General features: G+C 70.3%; 25 protein-coding genes. 13 read left to right on the top strand and 12 right to left on the bottom strand.

What is annotated here, in order from left to right; translation table 11 throughout:
- The first annotated feature begins 74 nt into the window (after positions 1 to 74).
- Positions 75 to 557 (top strand): DUF4190 domain-containing protein, encoded by a 483-nt coding sequence (locus tag ACLKM7_RS15065; RefSeq protein ID WP_436447970.1) that lies wholly within the window; start codon positions 75 to 77, stop codon positions 555 to 557.
- A 61-nt stretch (positions 558 to 618) separates the two neighbouring features.
- On the opposite strand, the gene ACLKM7_RS15070 is transcribed toward ACLKM7_RS15065, so the two are convergent.
- A complete protein-coding gene (locus ACLKM7_RS15070) occupies positions 619 to 1,482 on the bottom strand; it encodes a fumarylacetoacetate hydrolase family protein (RefSeq protein WP_436447971.1) in 864 nt (287 codons plus the stop codon).
- 58 nt (positions 1,483 to 1,540) lie between these two features.
- Between ACLKM7_RS15070 and ACLKM7_RS15075 the strand changes: the two genes are divergently transcribed.
- Positions 1,541 to 2,767, top strand: a complete 1,227-nt coding sequence (locus tag ACLKM7_RS15075) for a PrsW family intramembrane metalloprotease (RefSeq protein WP_436447972.1) — start codon at positions 1,541 to 1,543, stop codon at positions 2,765 to 2,767.
- Positions 2,768 to 2,940: 173 nt separating this feature from the next.
- Entirely contained in the window at positions 2,941 to 3,309 is a 369-nt protein-coding gene (locus ACLKM7_RS15080) for an FKBP-type peptidyl-prolyl cis-trans isomerase (protein WP_168912212.1), read from the top strand.
- Between the two features lie 74 nt (positions 3,310 to 3,383).
- On the opposite strand, the gene ACLKM7_RS15085 is transcribed toward ACLKM7_RS15080, so the two are convergent.
- Positions 3,384 to 4,031, bottom strand: a complete 648-nt coding sequence (locus ACLKM7_RS15085; RefSeq protein ID WP_436447973.1) for an NAD(P)-dependent oxidoreductase — start codon at positions 4,029 to 4,031, stop codon at positions 3,384 to 3,386.
- Between the two features lie 108 nt (positions 4,032 to 4,139).
- Here ACLKM7_RS15085 and ACLKM7_RS15090 point away from each other — a divergent pair, with 108 nt between their 5' ends.
- Both ACLKM7_RS15090 and ACLKM7_RS15095 read left to right on the top strand, forming a co-directional pair.
- On the top strand, positions 4,140 to 5,090 hold the full coding sequence (locus ACLKM7_RS15090; RefSeq protein ID WP_436447974.1) for an AraC family transcriptional regulator: 951 nt from the start codon (positions 4,140 to 4,142) through the stop codon (positions 5,088 to 5,090).
- A gap of 117 nt (positions 5,091 to 5,207) precedes the next feature.
- On the top strand, positions 5,208 to 5,774 hold the full coding sequence (locus ACLKM7_RS15095; RefSeq protein WP_436447975.1) for a YceI family protein: 567 nt from the start codon (positions 5,208 to 5,210) through the stop codon (positions 5,772 to 5,774).
- On the opposite strand, the gene ACLKM7_RS15100 is transcribed toward ACLKM7_RS15095, so the two are convergent.
- Both ACLKM7_RS15100 and ACLKM7_RS15105 read right to left on the bottom strand, forming a co-directional pair.
- Entirely contained in the window at positions 5,775 to 6,767 is a 993-nt protein-coding gene (locus ACLKM7_RS15100) for a DMT family transporter (RefSeq protein WP_436447976.1), read from the bottom strand.
- 83 nt (positions 6,768 to 6,850) lie between these two features.
- Entirely contained in the window at positions 6,851 to 8,164 is a 1,314-nt protein-coding gene (locus ACLKM7_RS15105) for an MFS transporter (RefSeq protein WP_436447977.1), read from the bottom strand.
- A gap of 240 nt (positions 8,165 to 8,404) precedes the next feature.
- On the opposite strand from ACLKM7_RS15105, the gene rpsO reads away from it, so the two are divergent.
- Positions 8,405 to 8,674: a 30S ribosomal protein S15 gene (rpsO, locus tag ACLKM7_RS15110; protein ID WP_005048780.1), complete on the top strand. Its 270-nt coding sequence runs from the start codon at positions 8,405 to 8,407 to the stop codon at positions 8,672 to 8,674.
- A gap of 216 nt (positions 8,675 to 8,890) precedes the next feature.
- Here rpsO and ACLKM7_RS15115 read toward each other — a convergent pair whose 3' ends face one another.
- The 3 genes from ACLKM7_RS15115 to ACLKM7_RS15125 form a co-directional block, all read right to left on the bottom strand.
- Positions 8,891 to 9,070, bottom strand: coding sequence for a hypothetical protein (locus ACLKM7_RS15115; protein WP_436447978.1), 180 nt, complete (start codon positions 9,068 to 9,070; stop codon positions 8,891 to 8,893).
- Positions 9,071 to 9,151: 81 nt separating this feature from the next.
- Positions 9,152 to 10,171, bottom strand: coding sequence for an isopenicillin N synthase family dioxygenase (locus ACLKM7_RS15120; RefSeq protein WP_436447979.1), 1,020 nt, complete (start codon positions 10,169 to 10,171; stop codon positions 9,152 to 9,154).
- A 99-nt stretch (positions 10,172 to 10,270) separates the two neighbouring features.
- On the bottom strand, positions 10,271 to 11,410 hold the full coding sequence (locus tag ACLKM7_RS15125; protein ID WP_436447980.1) for an epoxide hydrolase family protein: 1,140 nt from the start codon (positions 11,408 to 11,410) through the stop codon (positions 10,271 to 10,273).
- A 65-nt stretch (positions 11,411 to 11,475) separates the two neighbouring features.
- Here ACLKM7_RS15125 and ACLKM7_RS15130 point away from each other — a divergent pair, with 65 nt between their 5' ends.
- Positions 11,476 to 12,447: a helix-turn-helix transcriptional regulator gene (locus tag ACLKM7_RS15130; protein ID WP_436447981.1), complete on the top strand. Its 972-nt coding sequence runs from the start codon at positions 11,476 to 11,478 to the stop codon at positions 12,445 to 12,447.
- Here ACLKM7_RS15130 and ACLKM7_RS15135 read toward each other — a convergent pair.
- Positions 12,435 to 13,607: an acyltransferase family protein gene (locus ACLKM7_RS15135; RefSeq protein ID WP_436447982.1), complete on the bottom strand. Its 1,173-nt coding sequence runs from the start codon at positions 13,605 to 13,607 to the stop codon at positions 12,435 to 12,437. The two genes, ACLKM7_RS15130 and ACLKM7_RS15135, sit on opposite strands and share 13 nt — an antisense overlap.
- A gap of 109 nt (positions 13,608 to 13,716) precedes the next feature.
- On the opposite strand from ACLKM7_RS15135, the gene ACLKM7_RS15140 reads away from it, so the two are divergent.
- From ACLKM7_RS15140 to ACLKM7_RS15160, 5 genes are all read left to right on the top strand, one after another.
- A complete protein-coding gene (locus ACLKM7_RS15140; RefSeq protein WP_436447983.1) occupies positions 13,717 to 14,598 on the top strand; it encodes an alpha/beta fold hydrolase in 882 nt (293 codons plus the stop codon).
- Positions 14,599 to 14,648: 50 nt separating this feature from the next.
- A complete protein-coding gene (locus ACLKM7_RS15145) occupies positions 14,649 to 16,382 on the top strand; it encodes a glycoside hydrolase family 13 protein (protein WP_436447984.1) in 1,734 nt (577 codons plus the stop codon).
- Positions 16,383 to 16,439: 57 nt separating this feature from the next.
- A complete protein-coding gene (locus tag ACLKM7_RS15150; protein WP_436447985.1) occupies positions 16,440 to 17,591 on the top strand; it encodes a N(5)-(carboxyethyl)ornithine synthase in 1,152 nt (383 codons plus the stop codon).
- 77 nt (positions 17,592 to 17,668) lie between these two features.
- Positions 17,669 to 18,868: an LLM class flavin-dependent oxidoreductase gene (locus ACLKM7_RS15155; RefSeq protein WP_436448055.1), complete on the top strand. Its 1,200-nt coding sequence runs from the start codon at positions 17,669 to 17,671 to the stop codon at positions 18,866 to 18,868.
- A 22-nt stretch (positions 18,869 to 18,890) separates the two neighbouring features.
- Positions 18,891 to 19,541, top strand: a complete 651-nt coding sequence (locus tag ACLKM7_RS15160) for an FMN reductase (protein WP_436447986.1) — start codon at positions 18,891 to 18,893, stop codon at positions 19,539 to 19,541.
- Between the two features lie 15 nt (positions 19,542 to 19,556).
- Here ACLKM7_RS15160 and ACLKM7_RS15165 read toward each other — a convergent pair whose 3' ends face one another.
- On the bottom strand, positions 19,557 to 20,372 hold the full coding sequence (locus ACLKM7_RS15165) for a DNA/RNA non-specific endonuclease (protein WP_436448056.1): 816 nt from the start codon (positions 20,370 to 20,372) through the stop codon (positions 19,557 to 19,559).
- Between the two features lie 32 nt (positions 20,373 to 20,404).
- Complete coding sequence (locus ACLKM7_RS15170; protein WP_436447987.1) at positions 20,405 to 21,004, bottom strand: DedA family protein; 600 nt, start codon at positions 21,002 to 21,004, stop codon at positions 20,405 to 20,407.
- Between the two features lie 139 nt (positions 21,005 to 21,143).
- Between ACLKM7_RS15170 and ACLKM7_RS15175 the strand changes: the two genes are divergently transcribed.
- Positions 21,144 to 23,117, top strand: a complete 1,974-nt coding sequence (locus tag ACLKM7_RS15175) for a glycosyltransferase (RefSeq protein WP_436447988.1) — start codon at positions 21,144 to 21,146, stop codon at positions 23,115 to 23,117.
- Between the two features lie 33 nt (positions 23,118 to 23,150).
- On the opposite strand, the gene ACLKM7_RS15180 is transcribed toward ACLKM7_RS15175, so the two are convergent.
- Entirely contained in the window at positions 23,151 to 23,831 is a 681-nt protein-coding gene (locus tag ACLKM7_RS15180; RefSeq protein ID WP_436447989.1) for a response regulator, read from the bottom strand.
- Positions 23,828 to 25,090, bottom strand: coding sequence for a sensor histidine kinase (locus ACLKM7_RS15185; RefSeq protein WP_436447990.1), 1,263 nt, complete (start codon positions 25,088 to 25,090; stop codon positions 23,828 to 23,830). Before ACLKM7_RS15185 ends, ACLKM7_RS15180 begins: the two co-directional genes overlap by 4 nt.
- Positions 25,091 to 25,191 lie beyond the last annotated feature (101 nt).

Genomic DNA, 25,191 nt, shown 5'->3' on the forward strand with positions numbered 1-25,191 from the left:
ACGGCGCGGACGATTGCCCGCGGTCGCCGGTGCCGATACGGTCGTGCTCAGCCCCGCCATCGAGAGGAACCGACATGACCGATCCGCAGAACCCCGCTGAGCCCGCGCCTCCCGCGTCGGGCAGCGTCCCGCCGGCACCTCCGGCCTACGACGCCCAGCCCGCCTACGACGCCCCGCCGGCGGCAGCCCCGGCGGCGGCTCCCGCCGAATCGGGTTATCCCACCGCACCGCCGCCCGCGTACGGCGCTCCGGAGAACGCGCCCGTCCCGGGCAAGACGCTCGGCATCGTCGCGTTCATCGTGTCGTTCTTCGCGTCGCTCATCGGCCTGATCCTCGGCATCGTCGCGCTCGTGCAGAGCAAGAAGGCGGGGCACAAGAACGGCTGGGCGCTGGCCGCGATCATTCTCGGCTCGGTCTTCCTGGTGATCACGATCATCGTGGTGATCGCGCTGGTGAGCATCGCCGCCGCCGGCGCCGCGCAGATCGCCGAGTTCTGCGCGCAGGTCGGCACGGGAACGCACGAGACGACGTCCGGGCTCACGATCACGTGCCCGTGAGCTGAGCGTCACAACCCTTCGACGAGGGCGGATCCGCGACGCGGGTCCGCCCTCGTCGCGTTCAGTCCAGGATGCGGCAGTGGGTCGTGAGCGAGCCGATGCCGTCGATCCCGACAGTGACGGTGGACCGGTCTCGCAGGAACACCTGAGGGTCGCGTGAATAGCCCGCTCCACCGGGGCTCCCTGTCGAGATGAGCGTTCCCGGCAGAAGCGTCGCGGACTTCGAGAGGTGCGCGATCAGGGTCGAGACCGGACGCACCATCTGGGCCGTCGTGGCATCCTGCATCGTTCGCCCGTCGAGCACGGTCCAGATGTGGAGGTCCTGCGGGTCGGGGATCTCGTCCGCGGTGACCACGAAGGGACCCGTCGGCGTGAACCCGTCGAATGATTTGCAGCGCGACCACTGCGCCTCGGAGTACTGGATGTCGCGTGCCGTGATGTCGTTGACGACGGTGTAGCCCCACACGTGGTCCAGAGCGGTCTCGGGCGGGACGTCCTTCGCGGGGCTTCCGATGATCACTCCGAGCTCGGCCTCGTAATCGACGGACTCGCTGAGCGAGCGCGGCCAGATCGTGGTGTCGTCGTGGGCGGCCAGCGAGTTGGGCCACAGCACGAAGACGGTCGGGGTCGAGTCGGTCTTCAGCCCCAGCTCGCTGGAGTGGGCCGCGTAGTTCAATCCGATCGCGAGGATCACGGGAGGGGAGAGCACTGCGGACGCGTACCGCTGACCGGAGAGCGGATGCCTCGTCCCCGTCGCCGCGGTCTCTCGCACGCGCTCCAGCAAGTCGTCGCCGCCGGCGATCAGCTGTTCGAGCACCCGCGGCGCGCCGTCGAACAACTCGTCGACGAACACGGCCTCATCGCCGTCGACCAGGATGAGCCGCGTGGCGTCGGATCCGGGCGGGACGACGTGGGCGAAGCGCATCCTTCCAACCTACCTGGCCGCTTCCGGAGAGGCGGCGCGTCGGTTCTAGGCTGGGCGCATGACGCACGATCAGGGCCCCGCTCAGCCCCGGCCCTCGCTCACCCCGCCCGAATTCGCATCGGCGCTGTCGCAACCCCGGCACGCGGCTCCCGCCGTGATCGCGCCGCCGGCCACCTCACCCGCGCCGGTCCCGGTCGCCGGCGCCGCGCCGCGCCGCGGACGGACGGCCACGATCTGGATCGTCGGGCTGCTCGTGCTGGTGCTGGTCGCGCTCGTGGGGTACTTCCTGAACGCGATCGGGCCCGGAGCGTCCCTCGTGGGCATGCTGCTGGCGTTGCTGCCACTGGCGGGTGTGCTCTTCGCGGTGCGCCTGGTCGATCGGTGGGAACCCGAACCGCGCGGCCTGCTCGTCCTCGCCGTCGCGTGGGGAGCAGTCGCCGCGGTCGGGATCGCCCTTGGTGTCGACCTGCTCATCACGCTCGCGATCGGAGTCGACGCGTCGCCGCTGCGCGAGGCCTTCTCCGTCGTCGTGCAGGCGCCGATCGTCGAGGAGGTCGCCAAGGGGATCGGCGTCTTCCTCATCTTCGCCACCGCACGGCGGGCGTTCGACGGTCCTGTCGACGGCATCGTGTACGGCGCGCTCGTCGGTGCCGGCTTCGCGTTCACCGAGAACATCCAGTACTTCGCGCTGGCGTTCATCGAGGGCGGCGCTGCCGAGACGTCGGCGACCTTCTTCGTGCGCGGCATCCTGTCTCCGTTCGCGCACGTCATGTTCACGAGCGTGACCGGCTTCGCCCTCGGGCTCGCCGCACGTCGGGGGGTGTCGGCGGGTCAGGCTGTGGGTCCCTGGCTGCTGGGGCTGGCAGGGGCGATCGGGCTGCACGCCCTGTGGAACGGGTCCGCCCTGTTCGGCGACTTCTTCGTGCTGTACCTCACCCTGCAGATCCCGCTGTTCGCCGGCTTCATCCTCGGGGTGATCGCCCTGCGCCGCGAGGAATCGCGGCTGACCCGGCGGCGCCTCGGCGAATACGCCGCGGCCGGCTGGTTCACGCCGCAGGAGGTCGACATGCTGGCCACGTCGGCCGGACGCCGGACTGCGATGGCGTGGGCGCGCACCCTCCGCGGCGACCGCACGCCGCTCATGAAGGGGTTCATCGCCGACGCGACAGCGCTCGCGGCGACGCGGCAGCGGGCCCTCACCGGGCGGGATCCGCATGCCGCGTCGGAGGAGCGCGAACTGCTCTCGCGCACCGCCGCGACGCGCGCCGCGATGTTCGCTCCGTAGCCCTTGACACCGCTGAGGTGCCTCGGCATCCTGAAGTCAGACCAACTCAGCGCTCGGTTGACACGCAGGCATCGCCGCGGCACCGAGCGCTGAGTTCTGAAGCACGACGTCTCCGGTTTCCCTCTCGGCGAACTCGCCCCGTGCACTCGCGGCGAGCGTGCTTGGATGGTTCCATGACTGACGACCGAACCAAGCCCGAGATCGACGCACCCGCGGGCCCGGCGCCCGCCGACCTCGTCGTCCGCGACATCATCGTGGGCGAGGGCGCCGAGGCGAAGCCCGGCGACACCGTGACCGTTCACTACGTGGGCGTCGAGTACGAGACCGGCGAGGAGTTCGACTCGTCGTGGAACCGCGGCGAGAGCATCCAGTTCCCGCTCCGCGGCCTCATCCAGGGCTGGCAGGACGGCATCCCGGGCATGAAGGTCGGCGGACGCCGCGAGCTCGTGATCCCGCCGCACCTCGCCTACGGCCCCGCCGGCGGGCACTTCCTCGGCGGCAAGACCCTGATCTTCATCATCGACCTCATCGCGGTCGGCTGACCAGCGCCCACGTGAAAGGGACGGATGCCGTGAGTCACGGCATCCGTCCCTTCCGTCTTGTGTCGGTCGTCGACTCAGCCCGACACCGACACGGTTTCGCCGATCATGCTGTGCTGCTCGACCAGGTCGGCGTGGACATCGGCGACCGCACGCCGCGTGACCTTGCGGTTGCGGGTGCGCCCGTCGGTCGATGTGAACCGCTCGGCCGCCTCGTGGTCGGTGAGGTGGACCGGCTGGACGATCGTCCAGTCCAGCTCCGATCCGCGTAGCAGGCTCTCCTGCAGTTCGGAGTCGAAGATCTGCGGCTTGATCATGAGCGCGAACAGGGCGCGGTCGATGAGGCCGAGCAGGTCTCTGGTCGGGCCGACGCCGTAGGACGACTGCACGATGATGCGCCGCACGCCGGCGGCGCGGGCGGCACGGATGAGTTGGGCGGTGCCGCGGGAGCGCACGTCGTCCGGGGTTCCCTGCGCTCCGCGCAGCCGGACGCGGAGTGCCGGCTCGGAGATGCCCAGCGTGACAACCACCGCGTCGTGGCCGGGCAGGAGCCGGTCGAGGACGGCGCGGTCGGTGGCATCGCCGTCGACGCGCTCCAGGCCGGCGCGAGGCGAGAGCCGCGAGGCTCGCCGGGCCAGCGCGGTCACGCGGTGGCCGCGCTCGAGCAGGGCGTCGCACACGGCGCGGCCGGAGCCGCCGGTTGCTCCGATCACGAGGATGTTCATGGTGTCTCCATTCGTCGGGGAGGGGATGCCTCCGACTCTGGCATCGCCGTCTTGGATGTTCTATCGTCAGAGGTACGCATTTCTTGATCAATCGTCCAAGGAGCCCGAATGGCGACGCCGATGCCCTGGGACCGTGAGGATCCGCTCACCGAGGCGCTGTACCAGCTTCGGATGCGAGGAGCCTTCTACTCGTGGACGGAGGCCGCCGGCGAGGCGGCCGTGTCGATGCCGGAGTTCCCCGACACGCTGAGTTTCCATATCGTGGCGCGCGGCACCGCGTTCCTCGAGGTGGATGGCCAGGAGTCGCGGCGGCTCGACGCCGGCATGCTGGCTCTCGTGCCGCGGGGGATCGGGCATCGCGTCGCGACGCGCCCGGGCGCGCGAGTCCTCGGTCGCGCAGACCTGCTGCCCCAGACACTGCTGGGCGACGCGTTCTCGGTGCTGCGGCTCGGCGCTCCCGACGAGGAGGCGCAACTGGCGATGCTGTGCGGCGTCGTCGCCTTCGACTCGCCGGCGGTCAACGACATGCTCGCCGTGCTGCCCGCGGTCGTCCAGGTGGATTCGGCGCGGCATCCCGTGATGACTGCTCTCGTCCCATTGCTGGCGGGCGAGCTGCGCGACCCGCGGCCGGGGGGCGAGGCGGTCGCGACGCGCCTCGCCGACGTGCTCGTGGTCGAGACCGTCCGGGCGTGGCTCGCGGATGAGCCGGACGCCGCGACAGGCTGGCTCGCCGCCCTGCGCGATGCGCTCCTCGGCGCACCCCTGGCCGCCATCCATCGCGAACCGGGACGCGCCTGGACCCTCGCCGAGCTCGCACGTCGCGCCACGATGTCGCGGTCGGCGTTCGCGGCCCGGTTCACGGCGATGGTGGGGATGCCGCCGATGGCCTACGTCGTGGCAGCGCGCATGCGCGCGGCGCGGGCGATGCTCGCGAGCGGCGAGAGCGTCGCGACGGTCGCCGCCGTGCACGGGTACGGCTCGGAGGCGGCGTTCAGCCGCGCGTTCTCGCGCACCACCGGCGAGACCCCGGGTCGGGTCCGTCGCGCCGCGGCGGCTTGACGCGAGGTAGCCATCGTCTGAATTTTGCATTCACGGGAATAGATACCTCAAGCATCCGCGTTGGACCGGGGTAACGCTCGCCGCACACCGCGACGGACCCCGAGACGAAGGATGAGCATGACCGACACCGCCACCACGATCGACGTTCCCGGCTACAAGACGGGCACCTGGGTGCTCGACCCCGCGCACAGCGAGGTCTCGTTCAGCGTGCGCCACATGATGATCTCGAAGGTGCGCGGCACCTTCGGTCTCAAGAGCGCCACCCTGATCGCACCGGCGAACCCGCTCGAGGCGAAGGTCGAGGCCAGCGTCGATGTCACATCCGTCGACACGAAGGACGAGGGCCGCGACAACCACCTGCGCTCGGCCGACTTCTTCGACGCCGAGAACCACCCCACCATGGAGTTCCGCTCGACCGGCGTACGCGTGCAGGACGGCGACTTCCTGGTCGACGGCGACCTGACCATCCGCGGCGTGACCAAGCCCGTGACGTTCGACTTCGAGTTCGGCGGCTTCGGCGTCGACCCGTGGGGCAACTACAAGGCCGGCGCGACGGCGAAGGCGATCGTCAACCGCGAGGACTTCGGCCTGACGTGGAACGCTGCGCTCGAGACCGGCGGCGTGCTGGTCGGCAAGGACATCACGATCACGCTCGACCTGCAGGGTGCCCTGCAGCAGGACTGATCACCGGGGAGGGGACGGATGCCGTGGGCTCACGGCATCCGTCCCTTCATCGTTTCGGCCCCGGCGACCCGGACGCAGCCGGTCCTGTGCCAGCAGGATCCCGAGGAACACGACCAGCGCACCGGCCGGCTCGTTCCAGCTGATCGTCTCGCCGAGGATCAGCACCCCGAGGATCACCCCGACCACCGGCGTGATGTACGTCACGGTCGATGCGCGGGTCGGTCCCCACGCGCGCACAGTGTTCTGATTCCAGACGTACGCGATGCCCGTGCCGAGGCAGCCGAGCAGCACCAGACTGACGACGATCGGCGCGTCGAGCCGTACCGGCGTCAGCACGAGGAACGGGGTGAGCACCGCCATCACCGCGGCCGCCATCGCGATGTAGCCGAACGTGAACGCGATCGCCGACATCCCCGTGCTCGACACGAAGCGTCGCATGTACGCGAAGCTGAACCCGTAGCTGGCGGTCGCGCCGAGGATGGCGAGTTCCGCGACGAAGCTGCCGTCCAGTGCCACGCCCTGCCACGGCGCGATGATCACGACGACCCCGAGGATGCCGACGCCGATGCCGAGCACCTGCAGCGCCTTGAGCCGCTCGACCCGGAAGACGAGCCACGCCATGATCGCCGTCATGATCGGCGTCGTCGCGTTGAAGATGCTCGCGACGCCCGAGCTGACGTGCTGCTGAGCCCAGGAGAACAGCAGGAACGGGATGACGCAGAACGTCAGGCCGAGCACCAGCAGATGCGCCCACACGCGCACGCTGCGCGACAGGCGCTCGCGCCGCAGCAGCACCAGGGCGCCCAGCGTGAGCGCACCCAGGAGGATGCGCGTCCACGCGACCTGCGCGGGCGAGATTCCGGTGAGCGACACCTTCATGAACAGGAAGCTCGCGCCCCACACGACGCCGGCGAGCACGAACTGGATCGTGACCCAGCGCGCCGAGGGTGCGCGCGCGGCGCGGATCGCAGGTGGTGTCTCGGTCGTGGTCACGGGCCCACGGTACGCTCGCGGTCGGCAGCGCAGGCGGCTGGGCCGGTGCGACGTCCGAAATCCGCCGATGCGCGACCGTTCCGCTATGGCACCGGGTTCTCAGCGTCGTACGCGCGGAACCGCGGGCTGAACCGCACGAGCGTCGCCACGAGCGCGATGATGATGAAGCCGCCGAGGAGCGGCGGGAACCACAGCGCGGTCAGGGTCGCGAGCGTGCCGGCGTAGAGTGCGCCCAGACGCGGGCCCCCCGTGACCACCACGATGAAGATGCCCTGCAGCCTGCCGCGGATCGTATCGGGCACCGCAGCCTGCACCATCGTGTTGCGGAAGATGGAGCTGACGTTGTCGGCGGCGCCCGACACTGCCAGTGCGACGCAGGCGAGGCCGATGAGCACGACGTTCGGGGTGTCTGCGTCCACCTCGCCGGGGGAGAACCACCCGAGCATGGCCGACCCCAGAACGAGACCGAGGGCGGCGATCGCGCCGCCATAGACGAGGATCGCCCGCTCGATGCCCAGGCCCTGCCGCCGCACGGCCCCGACGCGACCCGAGAACAGGCTCGACGCGAACGCGCCCGCGGCCACCGACGCCGTGAGCAATCCCGTCGTGATGGGTCCGCCACCGAGCAGGACCGCGCCGATCGCCGGGAAGAGCGACAACGGCTGGCCGAACGTCATCGCGATGATGTCGAGGACGAACTGCAGCCGGATGTTGGAGGCGCGGCGCAGGAACCGCCACCCGTCGCGCAGCGACTCGAGGCCGGGCCGGACGATCTCGCCTTCGGGACGGAGCGTCGGGAGGGTCCACAGTCCGAGGAAGAGCGAGGTCATCAGCACCACGTCGAGCGTGTACGTCCACGCGTAGCCGGTGAGTGCCACCAGCACGCCGGCGAGCGCGGGCCCGGCCATCACCATGATGCCGAAGGTGATGCCGCCCAGCGCCGATGCCGCCGGCAGCAGCTCGCGGGGGAGCAGCCGTGGCACGATCGCCTGCCGTGTCGCGAGCACGATGGAGTTCGCCGCGGAGTTGACGATGCTGAGCGCGTACAGCCACCACACCGTCTCGAGCTGTGTCCAGGCCAGGACCGCCAGCAGCGCCGTCGAGCCGAACGTCACCGTCGCGGCGATGAGCGCCACCGTACGCCGGTCGAACGCGTCGGCGAGCATGCCGCCGTAGATGCCGGCGACGATCATGGGCACGAGCCCCGCGACCGCGATCATCGCCACCGCGAACGTCGAGCCGGTGAGGTCGTACATCTGCAGCATGATCGCGACGATCGTCAGCTGCCCGCCGAGCCCCGCGAGGGTGGAGCCGATCCACATGCGCGCGAACGCGGGGCTGGTGCGGAACGGCCGCAGGTCGATGAAGTGGCTGCGATGCTCGCCGGCCGCGCTCACCGGGCCGCCTCGGAAGTCTCCGTCAGCGGTCCGCGTCGGCTTCCGAGGGCGACGCGGACGGTGTACTGCACGGGTTCGAGCGTACCGGCGGCCGCGTGCCCGTACGCCGCGGGAGTCTGGTGGTCGAGCCGGGCGATGGGCTGGTAGACTCTTGAGGTTGCCGTTTGATCGGCCGCGGATAAAGAGAGCTCACGCATCAGGCGTCGGGCACCGCGCAACGACGAGAAAGGGGATCACTTTATGGCACTGGAAGCAGACGTCAAGAAGGCGATCATCGAAGAGTACGCGACGCACCCCGGTGACACCGGATCCCCCGAGGTGCAGGTCGCGATGCTGACGCAGCGCATCAAGGACCTGACCGAGCACCTCAAGGAGCACAAGCACGACCACCACTCGCGTCGTGGGCTGTTCCTGCTCGTGGGTCAGCGCCGTCGTCTGCTCGGCTACCTCCAGGACATCGACATCAACCGTTACCGGTCGCTGATCGAGCGTCTCGGACTGCGCCGCTAAGGCACATCGCGACTAGCGTTCAATCGCGCAAAACTTTCTTGGAGAGCCGCCCCACGGTGTGGGGCGGCTCTCGTCGTTTCCGTCATCCTCATCTCCGATGCCAAAACACCAGTCGGTGATGGGGACTCGCCGATGGGGATGCCTCGTCCCCGGCGTGTCGCGCGACGGACGAGTGTTTTCGCGCGATGTCGTCGCCGAGCACGAGCCGGGGCCGGGTCAGCGCGTGGCGAAACCGAGCGGCACGTGCGACACCGGGTCGAGACCCTTGAGCACATCGACTCCGCCCTCCACGGCGCCCTGGCCGCCGGCGTGCACATGGATGTCGGGCTCGCCGCCGTGCTCCTCGACCGTCACCGTGAGCGTCGGGGACGGCGCGAAGATCGTCACGTCGCTCATGTCGCCCACGCTATGCCGCAGGCCGCGCCGCGGGCACCCCCTTGCAACGGGCGGGAAGGCCGTGCAAGGAAGGGAACGGGATCAGGATGCCGCGGCCCGCGCGGCGACGAGATCGGCGTGGTGGATCGCCGCCACATCAGGGTGCGCGCGCAGCCGGGACTTGAGCGCGTTCTCGCCGTACAAGGCGTGGATGGGATTCGCGGGATCCTGCGTGACGCCGCGGGCATGGGCTGCGAGGTCGGCGGGCAGCTCGATGAGAGGCAGCCGCTTGTCAAGGGCGGGATTGAAGAAGAACGGCACAGAGATGCGGTCGTCGGGGTAGCGCGGCGAGATCACGCGGTGCTTCGTCGCGATGAGGTAGCCCCGCGTCGCGTACTCGAGAAGTTCGCCGATGTTCACGACGAATGCGCCGGGAACCGGCGGTGCATCCACCCATTCTCCGTCGCGCTCCACCTGCAGGCCGCCCTTCCCGGGCTCCACCCAGAGCAGCGTGAGAACGCCGGAATCCTTGTGCGCTCCGACACCTTGCTGCGGCGTGGGGTCCTCTTTGCCGGGATAGCGGACGATCTTGATGAGGGTCGACGGCTCGCCGAAGTGCTCGTCGAAGTACGTCTCGGGCGCGCCCAGCGAGAGCGCCCACGCGCGCAGCAGCCTGCGGGCGACACCCGAGAGATGGTCGTGCCATTCCGACACGACGTCGCGCAGCTCGGGCTGCGCCGCGGGCCACAGGTTGGGCCCGATCAGCCGCGCGAAGTCGGGTGCCGCAGGGTCGTCGACCGCCTCGCGCTCGGGCCCGACGTCGATCTGCTCACGCCAGTCCACCTTGCCCTGCGTGCGCTCGCCGCCGACGCGGGTGTAGCCGCGGAAGTGCGGGCTCTTGACGTTCTCGATGGCGAGCTTGTCGGCCTCGGGAAGAGCGAAGAAGTCCCGGGCCGCTCCGAGGAGGCGGGATTCGAGCGCCGGCGTGACCCCCGTGCCGGTGAGGTAGAAGAATCCGACGTCGTGGGTGGCCGCTCGCAGCTCGTCGCGGAAGCGCGCGGCGGCGTCGGGCCCCTGATCGAGCTGCGACAGGTCGAGGATCGGCAGGTTGAGGTCGGTCATGAGGTGAGAGTAGGCGGATGCCGCGGCATCCGCTCCTTTGTTGCACAGGGTTAAGCGGCTGTGCCCGGGACGAGATCCCGGGCACTGCCGCTGCGGCCGTCACGCGTCGGCGAAGAAGGCCCGGATGTCGCCGGCGAGGACCTCGGGGACTTCGAGCGCGGCGTAGTGACCGCCCCGCTCGAAGCGGCTCCAGTGCACGATGTGGGAGTTGTCGCGCTCGGCGAAGACCTTGATCGTCTGGAAGTCGTCGGCGAACACCGCGACGCCGGTGCGTGCCGTGCTCACGCGCGGTTCGGCTTCGGCGAGGGCGTTCTCGCGATACGCCCTCGACATCCCGGCCGACGCGTTGGCGAACCACGCGACGCTCACCTCGGTGAGGATGGCGTCCAGTGGCACCAGGCTGGTGCCGTTGCCGAACGAGTTGAACAGTTCGGAGTAGGCGAGCAGCCCGACGGGGGAGTCCGACAGGCCGGCCGCGATGGTCTGCGGCCGGGAGGCGTTCATCGTGTTGTAGCCGCCGACGGACTGGAACCACTGCATGTGCTCGAGCCCCGCGTAGTCCTGCGGCTCGAGCTTCTCGAACTCGGCGGGGTCGCCCGACGGGAACGAGAACAGCTGCAGCACGTGCAGTCCGAGGAAGCCGTCGGGGTCGAGCAGTCCGAGCTCGCGCGCGACCATGGCGCCGTTGTCGCTGCCGTGGATCCCGTAGGACTCGTAGCCGAGACGGCGCATGAGGGTGTCGTACGCGGCGGCGACGCGGGCCGTGGTCCAGCCGGCTTCGGTGACCGGCTGGCTGAAGCCGAAGCCGGGAGCGTCGGGGATGACCACGTCGAACGCGTCCTCTGCGCGGCCGCCGTGCGCGACCGGGTCCACGAGCGGGCCGATCACATCCAGGTAGTCCGCGAACGAGCCCGGATAGGTGTGGGCCAGCAGCAGCGGGGTGGCGTTCTGGTGAGGCGAGGTGACGTGGACGAAGTGGATCGTCTGTCCGTCGATCTCGGTGGTGAAGTGCGGGTGCTCGTTCATGCGGGCTTCGGCGGCGCGCCAGTCGAACCCGTCGCGCCACCGCGCGACGGCGTCGCGGAGGTAGGACGTCGGGGTGCCGGCCTCCCAGTCGTCGACGGGTGCCGGCTGGGGCAGGCGGGTACGAGCGAGGCGGGCTTGGAGGTCGTCCAGATCGGCCTGTGCGATCTCGACGCGGAAGGGGCGGATGGCGGTGGAGGCGGTTGCGTTGCTCATGACACTGACGTTACGGTCTATATAGGCACGTTTCCTTCCTGATATCGATCCGTGAGAGGTCTCACATGGCTGACACGTCGGCGCGAATGCTGGCGCTCCTGGGTCTGCTCCAGACGCGCGCGGACTGGACCGGCCCGGAGCTCGCCGGACGGCTCGGCGTCTCGGCGCGCACGATCCGCAACGACGTCGAGCGCCTCCGCTCCCTGGGGTATCCGGTCGATGCGACGCGGGGCCGCGCGGGCTCGTACCGGCTGGGCGCCGGCGGAAAGATGCCGCCGCTCCTGCTCGAGGACGATGAGGCGGTGGCGGTCGCGATCGGACTGCGTGTCGCGCCGGGGGTGATGGGGATCGCGGATGCCGGAGCCCGCGCACTCACGAAGCTGCTGCAGGTGCTGCCCGCGCGGCTTCGGGCGACCGTCGACGCCGTCGCCGCAACCGTGGACCGCGCGCCCGAGAACGTGGGCACCGACGCGCCGGATCCCGAAGTGGACTCCCGCACACTGGGGGCCGTCGCGCAGGCGGTGCGCGACGCCGAGTGGCTGCGCTTCGACTATCGCGGACAGCCGCGGCGCGTGGAGCCCTATCGTGTGCTCAGCTGGCAGCGCCGCTGGTATCTGGTCGCTCGCGACCCCGACGACGGGGAGTGGGAGACCTTCCGCCTCGACTGGGTCGAACCGCGCATGCCGACCCGGCGGTCCTTCGCGCCGGTGCCCGTCCCGGGCGGCGACTACACCGCCTTCGCGTTGCGCTCGATCGCCGCCAGCGGCTGGAAGGTGCACGCACGGCTGCGCATCGACGCGCCCGCCGATCGCGTGGTGGCCCGGATCAACCCCACGGTCGGGGTGGTGGAGGCCGTCGACGACCGGACCTCGGTCCTCGTCACCGGCGCCGACAGCCTCGAGACCATCGCGGCCTACATCGGCATGCTCGGCATGGACTTCACCGTCGACTCGCCGTCCGAGCTCGTGCCGCACCTGCTGCACCTGGCCGACGTGTACACGCGCGCGGCCGGAGGGTCGCGGACTCAGCCGTTCTGACGCGGGTCTGGCCGCGGCATCCGGTCTGGCTCGCGCGGTCGCCGCGAGCCCGTGGGATCGCTGCGACGACCCTCACGAGAGGCCAGCGTGCGATCGGCGAAGAGCCACGTCGGCCGTGGCTCGATGAGAGGCCGGAAGATGCGGCGCACCGGCTTGGTCGCAAGGCCCAGCGCGATGAGCACCGACAGCACGATCACCAGCGGCAGCCAGATCCAGGTGGGCTCGGCATGGCGCAGCAGCCCGTTCTCCCGGAACGGGTATAGGACGAACGAGTGCAGCAGGTAGACGTACATCGTGTACCGCCCGAAGTGCGTCCACCAGTGGCCGCCGCGCGGAATGAGGGCGAAGAAGGCCGCCGAGAGGACGAGCGCGACCGCCATCAGGGCAAGCCGCACGCCGCCGGCCCACCACTGCGTGCCGCCGATCGCGGCGTAGTTGTCGTCGTAGAAGAGCCATTCGCGCAGGTTCATCTCGCGCCATCCGTCGACGAAGAACCAGGCTGCCCACCCTGCGACCAGGAACAGGCCGAGACCGGCGGGGATCGCCCACCAGGGGCGCTGGTCGAGCAGCCTCAGGCGGTCGACGATGCGGTGCTCTCGCAGCCACCAGCCCAGCGCGAAGAAGGGCAGCAGACCGAGGGTGCGAGACAGCGAGAACGTCGAGTCGATGTTCGGCACGTAGCCGGCCCCGATCGAGATCGCGAGCGTCCAGACCAGCGGCCAGCGCAAGAGCGCGAGGTAGGGAAGCACGAGCCGGAAGATGCCCAGCGCCAGCAGGAACCACAGCGTCCACGACGGCTCGGTGAGATTCGCGGTCGCGCGGCCCTCGACGAGCCACTTCGTGAGGGTCCACAGGCCCTCGAAGATCACATAGGGCACCAGGATGTCGGTGATGACGCGAGCCATCTGCGTCTTCGTCGGCGACTCGGACTTGGAGAAGTACCCCGAGATGATCGCGAACGCCGGCATGTGGAACGCGTAGACGAGCAGATACAGGCCCAGCGCCACATCGGAGTCGTACGTCAGGCGCTGCACGGCGTGACCGAGTACGACCAGGACGATGCAGGCGAAGCGGGCGTTGTCCCAGAACGGCGTGCGTCGCCGCGCTCGCGGAACGGAACCGGTCGGTGGCGCCGCCGCTGGCGGAGCGCTGCTGGTCATCGTCACCCCCTCGCTCGGCGCAGACCAGACTAACCCGTCGCCCGAATCCGGCGATTCCGACTCCTGCTGCGCTCGGGGGCGCGCGCGGGACGATAGTCTCTTCGGCGCGATGACGACGATCGACGACGCGCTGGAGCGCGACCAGGCCATTCCCGACATCGACTGGCACGTCTTCCCGGCGGGCACCGAGCGGGACGCGTTCGCCGCACCCAGCGGCGCCCTGGCGCGCGTGCGCCTGGGCGATCCCGAAGCGCCGCGGGTCGTGCTGATGCCCGGTGTCGCCGGCTCGAAGGAGGACTTCGTGCTCCTCATGCCGGTGCTCGCGGCGGCGGGCTACCGCGTGGAGTCGTTCGACCTGGCCGGGCACTGGGAATCGGTCCAGGCCGGGCCGGCTCAGCTGGACCCGCCGCGGGAACGGTACGACTACCGGCTCTTCGTCGACGACCTCGTCGCGATCCTCGAGGACGGCACGCCGGCGCACGTGCTGGGCTACAGCTTCGCCGGGCTCGTGACCGAACTCGCGGTCGTGGAGCGCCCCGAGCTGTTCCGCAGCCTGACGCTGATGTCGGCACCCCCCGCCACGGGTCAGGTGTTCCGCGGCGTCAAGCACATCGGGCCCATTTCCGACATGTCGCCGCACCGGGCCGCGGGACTGATCCTGTGGGGCATCCGCTACAACCTCAACCGCACGCCACCGGGGCGCATCGCGTTCGTGCGCGAACGACTGGCAGTGACCGAGCGGGCATGCATCGACGACGTCGTCGGGCTCATGATGTCGATGCCCGACATCGCAGACGAGGTGGCGGCCGTCGATGTTCCGAAGCTCATCGCGGTCGGCGAGCAGGATCTGTGGCCGCAGGCGCAGCACGACGAGTACGCGGCGCGCATCGGGGCGCGCGTCGCGACGTATCCGACAGGTCACGCGCCGTGCGAGACCGCCCCGCACCAGCTGGCACGCGACATGCTGCGCCTTTTCGCCGACGCAAGCTAGCCCGGGCGCGTGCGGCGGCCGCGGAGTAGGGTGTCGGGATGCGATCGGCCATGAGTCCGAACGAGCCGCCGGCATGGTGGACCGGCGCGGTCGTCTATCAGATCTATCCGCGTTCGTTCCAGGATTCGGACGGCGACGGTGTGGGCGACCTGCGGGGCGTGCTGCAGCGCATCGACCATCTGGTCGAGCTCGGAGTGGACGTGGTGTGGTTCTCGCCCCTCTACCGCAGCCCGCAGGACGACAACGGCTACGACATCAGCGACTACCGCGACGTCGACCCGATCTTCGGCACCCTCGCCGACCTCGACCAGGTCGTCTCGGCGCTCCACGCGCGCGGCATCAAGGTCGTGATGGATCTCGTCGTCAACCACACCAGCGACGAGCACCCCTGGTTCATCGAGTCGCGGTCGTCGAAGGACAACCCCAAGCGCGACTGGTACTGGTGGCGGCCCCCACGCGAAGGCATGGTGCCCGGATCTCCCGGGGCCGAGTCGACCAACTGGGGGTCGTACTTCTCGGGGCCGGCCTGGGAGTTCGACCGCACCACCGGCGAGTATTACCTGCACCTCTTCAGTCGCAAGCAGCCGGACCTGAACTGGGAGAACCCCGAGGTGCGGACGGCGATCTACGACATGATGCGCTGGTGGCTCGACCGGGGCATCGACGGCTTCCGCATGGACGTCATCAACCTCATCTCGAAGACGGTCGGCGACGACGGGTCGCTCGCCGACGGGGTCGGGGACGGCCTCTACGGCGACAACCGCGCCCACACCGTGAACGGGCCGCGCCTGCACGAGTTCCTCCACGAGATGCATCGCGAGGTGTTCGAGGGAAGGCGGGATTCGCTGCTGCTCGTCGGCGAGACTCCGGGCGCGACGGTCGAGGACGGGCGGCTGTTCACCGATCCCGCACGCGGAGAGCTCGACATGGTGTTCACGTTCGAGCACATGCACCTCGATCACGGGCCCGGCGGCCGATTCGATCTGCGCCCGCTCGATCTGCGGGCGCTGAAGGCCACGATGGCGCGGTGGCAGGCGGGACTCTTCGACGCGGGGTGGAACGCGCTCTACTGGTGCAACCACGATCAGCCTCGCATCGTGTCGCGGTTCGGCGACGACGGCGCCTATCGCCGGGAGTCCGCCACCATGCTCGCCACCGTCCTGCATCTTCACCGCGGCACGCCGTACGTCTATCAGGGCGAAGAGCTCGGCATGACCGACGCGCATTTCGGCGAACTGACCGACTATCGCGACATCGAGTCGATCCGGTATGCGGCCGAGTCCCGCGCCCACGGGCGATTGACCGACGAACAGCTCGTCGAGGCGCTCGCAGCAGGGAGTCGCGACAACGCCCGCACGCCGGTGCAATGGGATGCCGGGCCCTCAGCCGGTTTCACGTCCGGTGAGCCCTGGATCGGGGTGAACCCCAACCACACGAGCGTCAACGCCGAGGCGGAGCGTGCGGATCCGGCATCCGTCTTCCACCACTACCGACGGCTCATCCAGCTCCGTCACGAGGACCGGGTGGTGCGCTTGGGCGACTTCGCCCTCGTGGAGCCCGACCATTCGCACGTGTACGCCTTCACACGCTCCGGCGACGGGCCGTCGCTCTTCGTCGCGGGCAACTTCTCTGGCGAGCCCCAGCAGGTGGGCGTCACGGGAATGGACGCCGCGCGAGCCGAGCTCGTGCTGGGAAACTACGCCGATCCGCCGGAGGTCGAGGACAGCACGGTCTGGCTGCGACCGTGGGAGGCCGTTGTGCTGCGCGCGGGGACCGACGGATGAAGGTGTAGCGTCAGGGGCCCGGGGACGCTCCTGCCCTGCGCACGGAACGAGGCCACCATGACCGCTGCTGCACCAACCCTCGGCGTCATCGGCACGTCGCGCAAACCCGATGAACGGCGCGTTCCGATCCACCCCGGCCACTTCGAGCGCCTCCCGCCTGACCTTCGTGACCGGATCATCGTGGAAGAGGCGTACGGCGCGCGGTTCGGCGTCTCCGACGACCAGATCCGCCCGCTCGTCGGACGCATCGCGTCGCGTGAAGACGTCATCGCGGCTTCCGACATCGTGCTGCTGCCCAAGCCACAGCTGGAGGATCTCCGCGATCTCCACGACGGCCAGGTGCTGTGGGGTTGGCCGCACCTCGTCCAGGACGAGCGGATGACCCAGCTGGCGATCGACAAGCGGCTGACGGTCATCGCCTTCGAGGCCATGAACCATTGGGGCGGCGACGGCACGTTCGGGCTGCATGTGTTCCACATCAACAACGAGCTCGCGGGCTACTGCTCGGTCCTGCACGCGCTGCAGCTGTGCGGTGCGACGGGCGACTACGGCCGACGTCTCACCGCGGTCGTCATCGGCTTCGGAGCGACCGCTCGCGGTGCCGTCACCGCACTCCGCGCGCACGGCGTCCACGATGTCCGCGTCCTCACCAATCGGCGGACGGCGTCGGTGGCCTCGCCCATCCACGCCGCGCACATCATCCAGTTCGACCACGACGACGAGCCGTACCTCAGCGAAGTGATCACCGACGAGGGCCGCGTGCCTCTCGCGCCCTTCCTCGCCGAAAGCGACATCGTCGTCAACTGCACCCTGCAGGACCCGAACCGCCCGCTCCTCTATCTGCGCGAAACCGATCTGGGCGCGTTCCGCCCCGGGAGCCTGATCGTCGACGTCTCGTGCGACGAGGGGATGGGGTTCGAGTGGGCACGGCCGACGTCGTTCGCAGACCCGATGTTCACCGTCGGCGGGACCATCGACTACTACGGCGTGGACCACAGTCCCTCCTACCTGTGGAATTCGGCCAGTTGGGAGATCAGTGAGGCCCTGCACTCCTTCATCCCGATCGTGATGGGCGGGCCCGCCGCGTGGGCCGGCAACGAGACGATCCGCCGCGCGACGGAGGTCTCCGACGGTCGCGTGCTCAACCCGGCGATCCTCGAGTTCCAGGGCCGCGATTCGGTCTTTCCGCACGAGATCGGAATATCCTGACCACAGCCGCGTTGCATGAGATACATTCACATGCATAGAAAACGCGAGGAGCGATCGTGAACGACAGCACACCTCAGATGCAGTTCGGCATCTTCTCGGTGAGCGACATCACCGAGGACCCGACAACCGGCACCACACCCAGCGAGGCGGACAAGATCCGTGCCGCCGTCACCGTGGCCAAGCACGCCGAGGAGGTCGGGCTCGACGTCTTCGCGCTGGGCGAGCACCACAACCCACCGTTCTGGTCGTCGTCGCCCACCACCACCCTCGCGTACATCGCCGCGCAGACAGAACGTCTGATCCTCTCGACGGCGACCACGCTCATCACCACGAACGACCCGGTGAAGATCGCCGAGGACTACGCGATGCTGCAGCACCTGTCGGACGGCCGCGTAGACCTGATGCTGGGGCGCGGCAACACCGGCCCGGTCTACCCGTGGTTCGGCAAGGACATCCGCCAGGGTCTGCCGCTCGCGATCGAGAGCTACAACCTGCTGCACCGGCTGTGGCGTGAGGACGTCGTGGACTGGGAGGGCAAGTTCCGCACGCCGCTGCAGGGCTTCACCTCGACTCCGCGTCCGCTCGACGGCGTCGCGCCCTTCGTGTGGCACGGCTCGATCCGAACCCCCGAGATCGCCGAGCAGGCCGCCTACTACGGTGACGGATTCTTCGCGAACAACATCTTCTGGCCCAAGGAGCACTACCAGCGGCTGATCACCCTCTACCGGCAGCGCTTCGCGCACTACGGGCACGGCACGCCCGAGCAGGCGATCGTCGGCCTCGGCGGCCAGGTGTTCATGCGCGCCAACTCGCAGGACGCCGTGCGCGAGTTCCGCCCGTACTTCGACAACGCGCCCGTCTACGGCCACGGCCCCTCGCTCGAGGACTTCAGCGAGATGACGCCGCTCACGGTCGGCTCGCCGCAGCAGGTCATCGACCGCTACGCCGGGATGCGCGAGACCTACGGCGACTACCAGCGTCAGCTGTTCCTCCTCGACCACGCGGGTCTGCCGCTGAAGACGGTGCTCGAGCAGCTCGACATCCTGGGTGGCGAAGTGGTGCCGGTGCTGCGCCGCGAGCTGCAGAAGAACCGCCCCGCGGAGGTTCCGGATGCCCCGACCCACGCGAGCCTCGTGAAGGCGGCGTACGGCGACCAGGCCCCGCGCCAGGCCGTTCCCGGCGCGAACCGCGGCGACAACCTCGTCGGCGAGAGTCCGTACCAGGACACTCCGGCCAAGGCCGGCGCCGCATTCGGCCTCGGAACCTCCGGCCGCTGAGCCGGCGAAACGAGACGAAGCCATGACATCTGTACCACGCCGCATCGCCGTGATCTCCGCCGGCCTGTCGAACCCGTCCTCGACGCGCATGCTCGCGGACCGGCTGGCCGCCGCGACCGCGAAGCATCTCGCAGAGCACGACGTCCAGACCGAGGTGGATGTGTTCGAGCTGCGCGACTACGCGCACGACATCACGAACAACCTCCTCACCGGGTTCGCTCCGCCCGCGCTCGAGTCGATGATCAACGCCGTGGTGTCGGCAGACGCCGTCATCGCGGTCACGCCGATCTTCTCGACGAGCTACTCCGGCCTGTTCAAGTCCTTCATCGACGTGCTCGACCCGGACGCCCTGACCGGCAAGCCCGTGCTGATCGGAGCGAACGCCGGCACCGCGCGACACTCGCTCGCCATCGACTACGCCATCCGCCCGCTGTTCGCCTATCTGCACGCTGAGCCGGTCGCCACGGGCGTCTTCGCCGCATCGAGCGACTGGGGCGCCACCGCCGACCAGGTCGCCCCGCTCGGCGAGCGGATCGAGCGGGGAGCCCGCGAACTCGCCGAGGCGATCGTGCGGCGGCAGCCGGTCGAGGACGCCGATCCCTACGATCCGGCGAACTACCTCGGCGAGGGCCGGTCGTTCGGTCACCTGCTCGGCGGTCTCGCGGGGGAGTAGGCCGGATCCGGCGGCTCAGCCCAACTGCACGTCCTCCGGGCTGCGGAGCGGCCGCCAGCCGCCCTCGCCGCGCACGGCGGGGGCGGTGAGCACATCGGCGGCCGTGAGCGGGCCGAGTTCGAGGCCTGCGAGGTCGGCGACCTCGGCGACCGGCACCTGGAACGTGCGGAAGGCGCCCAGTCGCGGCACGGCCAGCGCCCCCTGCCGAAGGTCGAGGAGCTCGGACTGATCCAGCATGAATCCGGCGGCCTCCAGCCGCGGCATCCGGTCGCCGGCGGCAGCCGTCCACGCGGCGACCTTGAAGAAGCGCCGCGGGATGGCCACGCCGCGATAGACCGGATCCTCGCTCGCGAGGATCGGCGCCGTGAAGACGCTGACCCGCTGCGCGGTCGCGTCGGCGTACTGGAGCACGTGGTCCTCGAGGCCGAGCCACAGCTCCTTGGACTGATTGAACGCAGCCGCCTGCGGCGCCGCGTTCGTGTAGAAGAAGGTGGCCTCGGTGGCTTCCCGCGCCTCGGCAGCGCCACCCCAGCCCGGGTCGCGCCGTCGCACGAGGTGCCCGCGATCGAGGTCGTTCGCGGCATAGAGCTCGGGCCCGGCCTGCTCTCCCACGGGCAGTCTGGTGTCGAGCCGCCATTCGCCGGTGCGTGGCACATCCCGCAGCGCAGCACCGTCGATGTTCACACCGGTGACGGCGGCGAGCGTGCGCGCCGGGTCGAGCAGCACGGTGAAGCGCGGGTAGGGCAGTTCGCGCACCGGACGATCCGCGACGGGCCGGGGGAGCGGAACCCGGATGCCGAGAAAGTCGTCGTCGTATCCCGCCGAGGTCATGTCCGCCACCACTCCATCCTGGCCGCCGCCGGTCATTCGGTCCGCCGTGTGCGCATGCGGCGCGCCAGCACCGCGTCCACGGTGAGCCCGATCCCGACCGCGAGAGCGACCGAGACGACGACGGCCACGACCGGTCCGCCGGGCACGATCGCCGCCACGGCCGCGCCGATGAATGCCTGGTAGAGCGCCCACGCGAGCGCCGCGAGTCCCGCCACCGCGAGGTACCGCGGCGCACGGATCCGGGTCGCGCCCGCGGTGAGGTTCACTGCGAGGCGCGCGAAGGGGATGAACCGCGCGGTGAAGAGCACCAGAGCCGAGCGACGCTCGAGCCGGGCCTGCGCCCACGCGAACGCCGACTGCACGCGGGCCGCCCGCATCCATCGCCAACGCTGCAGGCCGACGGTGCGTCCCACGAGATAGCAGGCGGCGTCGCCCAGCACCGCGGCCACCGTCGCGACCGCCACCACCCAGCCCAGCGGCGGTTCACCGCCCGACACGGCAAGAGCACCGAACGCGGTCACCGCGGCTTCGCCCGGCACCACCACGAGGAACGCGTCGCCGAGGACGAGCGCGAACAGCAGCGGGAGCGCCCACGGGCTCTGCGCCGTCTGTGTCAGCAGCTCGTCGATCACGCCTCCTTCCTAGCGGGCCAGGGTGAACGGCGACGGAACGGAGCCTCTCCGGTGACGCGGAGCGGTGCATCCGGTGAACTCTCGTCACCAGGGTCGTTTCGTGGCATCCGCTCGCCTGTCGGGCCGTCACGCTGGTCGCGTGAGAGTCGCACTGCTCGCCGAATCGTTCCTGCCCCACATGAACGGGGTGACAGGGTCGGTGCTCCACGTCCTGCGCCACCTCGCCGCCCAGGGCCACGAGACCCTGGTGATCGCGCCCCGCGCGGGCGAGTTCACCGCCGACCTGCACGGGGCGCGCACCGAACTGCTGCGCTCGGTGCCGCTGCCCTCGTATCCCGACGTGCGCGTCGTGTTCGCGCGGGCCGCTCGGCTCGCCGCGATCCTGCGCGAGTTCCGGCCCGACGTGGTCCACCTCGCCTCGCCGTTCGTGCTCGGCTGGCAGGGACTGGCCGCGGCCGACGCACTCCGGGTCCCCGCGGTCGCCGTCTACCAGACCGACGTCATCGCGTACGCGCAGAAGTACGGGATGCCGCAGGCATCCGCCCTCGTCGGGCGCCATGTATCGCGCCTGCACCGCCGCGCGACGCTCACGCTGGCGCCCTCGACGGCGTCGCTCCAGCAGCTGGAGGGGCTCGGCGTCGACCGGCTGCGCCGCTGGGGGCGTGGAGTCGACACCGAGCGCTTCGGCCCCGAGCGCCGCAGCGACGCGTGGCGGGCGCGTGTCGCACCGGGGCAGACCCTCGTCGGATACGTGGGACGCCTCGCGCCCGAGAAGCAGGTCGCGGATCTGGCTGCGCTGGCGGGCATCGAGGGCACGCGCCTCGTGGTCGTCGGGGACGGGCCCGCGCGGCCCGGGCTCGAAGCGGCTCTTCCCGAGGCGGTCTTCACCGGCCACCTGTCGGGCTCGGCGCTCGCCGAAGCCCTCGCGAGCTTCGATGTGTTCGTCCACCCGGGTGAGAGCGAGACCTTCGGTCAGACCATCCAGGAAGCTCTCGCCAGCGGGGTGCCGGTGGTCGCGACGGGCACCGGCGGCCCGCTCGACCTGGTGCGCTCCAGCGTCGACGGCTGGCTGTACCGTCCGGGCGACCTCCGTGACCTGCGCGCGCGGGTCGCCGACCTGGCCGGCGACGCCGGCAAGCGCCGGGCGTTCGGCGCCGCTGCCCGGGAATCGGTTCGCGACCGCACGTGGGACGCGGTCTGCCGTCGGCTGGTCGAGCACTACGAAGAGGCGCGGATGCTGCGGCCCATCGACGACGCCCTGGTGCAGCGCGGAGCGACCCGGCCCGCGATGCCTGCGACGGCCACCGGGCAGCCGCGACCCTGGAGCCGGTACGTGGCGCTCGGGGACTCGCTCACCGAGGGGCTCTGCGACGCCTCGCGTATGCCTTCCGGACAGTACCGGGGCTGGGCCGACCGCCTGGCGCAACTGCTCGCACACGCCCGCGACGAGCGGGAGCCGTTCCGGTATGCGAACCTCGCGGTCCGCAGCCGCCGGGTGGAGCACGTGCTGCACGAGCAGCTGCCTCGCGCACTCGCGCTGCGACCGGACCTCGTCTCGGTGCTGATCGGCGCGAACGACCTCGTGGGCCGGCGGGCCGACCCCATTCGACTGGCGGCGGCTCTCGAGGAGGGGGTTGGGGCGCTGCGCGCCGCCGGCATCGACGTGCTGCTCGTGACGCCGTTCCTTCCGCGGCGGCGCGCGGCCCGGATCTTCGCGCGCCGGTTCGCCGTCTACGCGTCCGAGCTGCGTCGCATCGCCGGCGCGACCGGAGCGATCCTGCTCGACCTCGATGCGCTGCCGGCGATCGGCGATCTCGAGCTGTGGGCCGACGACAAGGTGCACCTGCGTTCGCGAGGCCACCGGTTCCTGGCGTATCGCGCCGCCGAGGCACTCGGCGTGCCCGACGCCGAGGCGCTGGCGGGGCTGGACGCGGCACTGCACGCCGACGACGACCCGATGGCGGCGGGGTCGTGGCTGAGCCGTGACGCCTTGCCCTGGGTCTGGCGCCGCCTGCGCGGTCGCACGGCCGGCGACGGGCTGCTTCCCAAGCACGACGACTACGCCGAGATCGGCGGACGAGGCGACGTGCGGGAACGGTCCAGAGTCACCTGAGGTCGAACCGTCGGGCGGCGCAAGAGGCGCGGCTCATTCCGCCTTCCACCGATACTCCGACTCGGGCCGGCCACCGGTGCCGTACCGAGGCGAGCGGATGACGCGACCCGCCGTGGTCAGGTGCTCCAGGTACCGGCGCACCGCGACTCGCGACATCCCGAGTCGCTGCGCCGTCTCACCCGCCGAAACGGGGCCGTTGCTGCGAACGTCGTCCGAGACGAGGACGAGGGTCTCGGGCGCGAGGCCCTTGGGCAGCCGGACCGGCGTCGCCGGGCGCAATGCGCCGAGCAACGCGTCGATCTCGGCCTGCGTGGGCGCGCCCGCGGACTCGTCCGCCCTGCGGCGGAACTCGCGGTACTGCTCCAGCCGCTCGCGGAACACCGCGAAGGTGAACGGCTTGACCAGGTACTGGGCGACTCCGAGCGCGACCATGCCGCGCACCACCTCGGCATCGCGGACCCCGGTGATCGCGATCACATCGACCGTCGCGCCCCGGGCGCGCACGTGCCGCAGTACGTCCACCCCGGTGCCGTCGGGCATCGTGACGTCCAGCAGGACGAGGTCGATCCGGTCGGCGCCAGCGAGGAGTGCCTCGATCGCGGCCCGGGCCCCCGTGCATTCGCCCGCCAGCTCGAATCCCTCCAGCCGCGCGAGGTAATCACGGTGCAGCTCGAGCGTGAGCGCGTCGTCGTCGACCAGCAGGACGCGGATCACGGATGCCTCGCCGGCAGGGTCACGACGAAGGCGGTCGGATCCTGGCGCACATCGACGGTGCCGCCGGCGTCCGTCACGATCGACCGCACCAGCGCCAGCCCCACGCCACGGCCCTCCGTGCCCGCCGGCTTGGTCGAGAAGCCGTGGTCCCAGATCCGGTCCCGGATGTCGTCGGCGATGCCTGCGCCGCTGTCGGACACCTCGACGCGCAGCGCGGGGGAGCCGGGCACCCGAGCGAACACGACGCGCACCCAGCGTGGCGTTCCGCCGACGGCTGCGGCATCCATCGCATTGTCGATCAGGTTGCCGACCACCGAGACGGCGTCCATCGGCGGGAGCGAGCTGCGCGGTGCGGCCGGATCGATCTCGGCCGACCACTGGATCCCGCGCTCCCGCGCCTGTGCGGCCTTGCCGAGCAGCAGCGCGCCGACGGTCGGGTCGCCGTCGCGGCGAGCGGCGACCTGATCGACCAGCTCCTGGCTCTGCCGCGATGTCTCGGTGAGGATCTCGATCGCCTCACCCGTCCTGCCGAGCTCGAGGAGAGACACCGCCGTGTGCATGCGATTGCCGTGCTCATGCGTCTGGGCGCGCAGCGCCTCGCCGAGCGTGCGAACCGACTCGTACGAGGCGACGGCGTCGCGGATCGAGCCTGCGGGCAGATCGCCCGCGACCCGGCGGGTGGTGCGCCGGGCGAGCAGAGCACCAACGACGCCGGCGCCGAGCAAGGCCAGCGCGATCGACACGACGAACGGCAGTCGTGGCAGCAGCTGCGAAGAGATGCTGCCGAGGGTGAGCCCGACCGACACCCAGCCGACGAGGCGACCGTCGTCGTGCACCGGCGCGATGGTGCGCACCGAAGGGCCGAGAGTGCCGGTGAACTCCTCCGTGAGCACCGCCGGAGCCTCGGGGATCGTGCCGAGGTACTGCTTGCCGATCTCGGACGGCGACCGGTGCGTGACGCGGATGCCATCGGGGGTCATGATCGTCACGAAGTCGAGCGCGGTGACCTCCATCACGTCCGCCGCGACCGGCTGCAGTCGCTGCGAAGCATCCGGATCGCCGAGCGCTCCGGCGACCTCCGGCAGCGCTGCCAGCGATGTCGCGACGGAACGCGTGACCTCCTCGGCCTCGGAGCGCTCCGAACGCTGGGCATCAAGAACGAGGACGGTCGAAAGCACGGCCACCAGCAGCACCACCGATCCGGCGACCACGAGGAACACGCGCGAGGCCGCACTGCCCGGGCTCGTCCGCATCGACATGGCACTCCTCGTTGATGGCCGTGGCTCCATCCTCGACCCTCGAGCCGTCATCGGCGCCCTGAACGGCGGGACCAATACGACCACAAGTCGACCGCCCTGCG

This window comes from Microbacterium sp. I2 (assembly GCF_051364985.1).
In the GTDB taxonomy this organism is placed as follows: domain Bacteria; phylum Actinomycetota; class Actinomycetes; order Actinomycetales; family Microbacteriaceae; genus Microbacterium.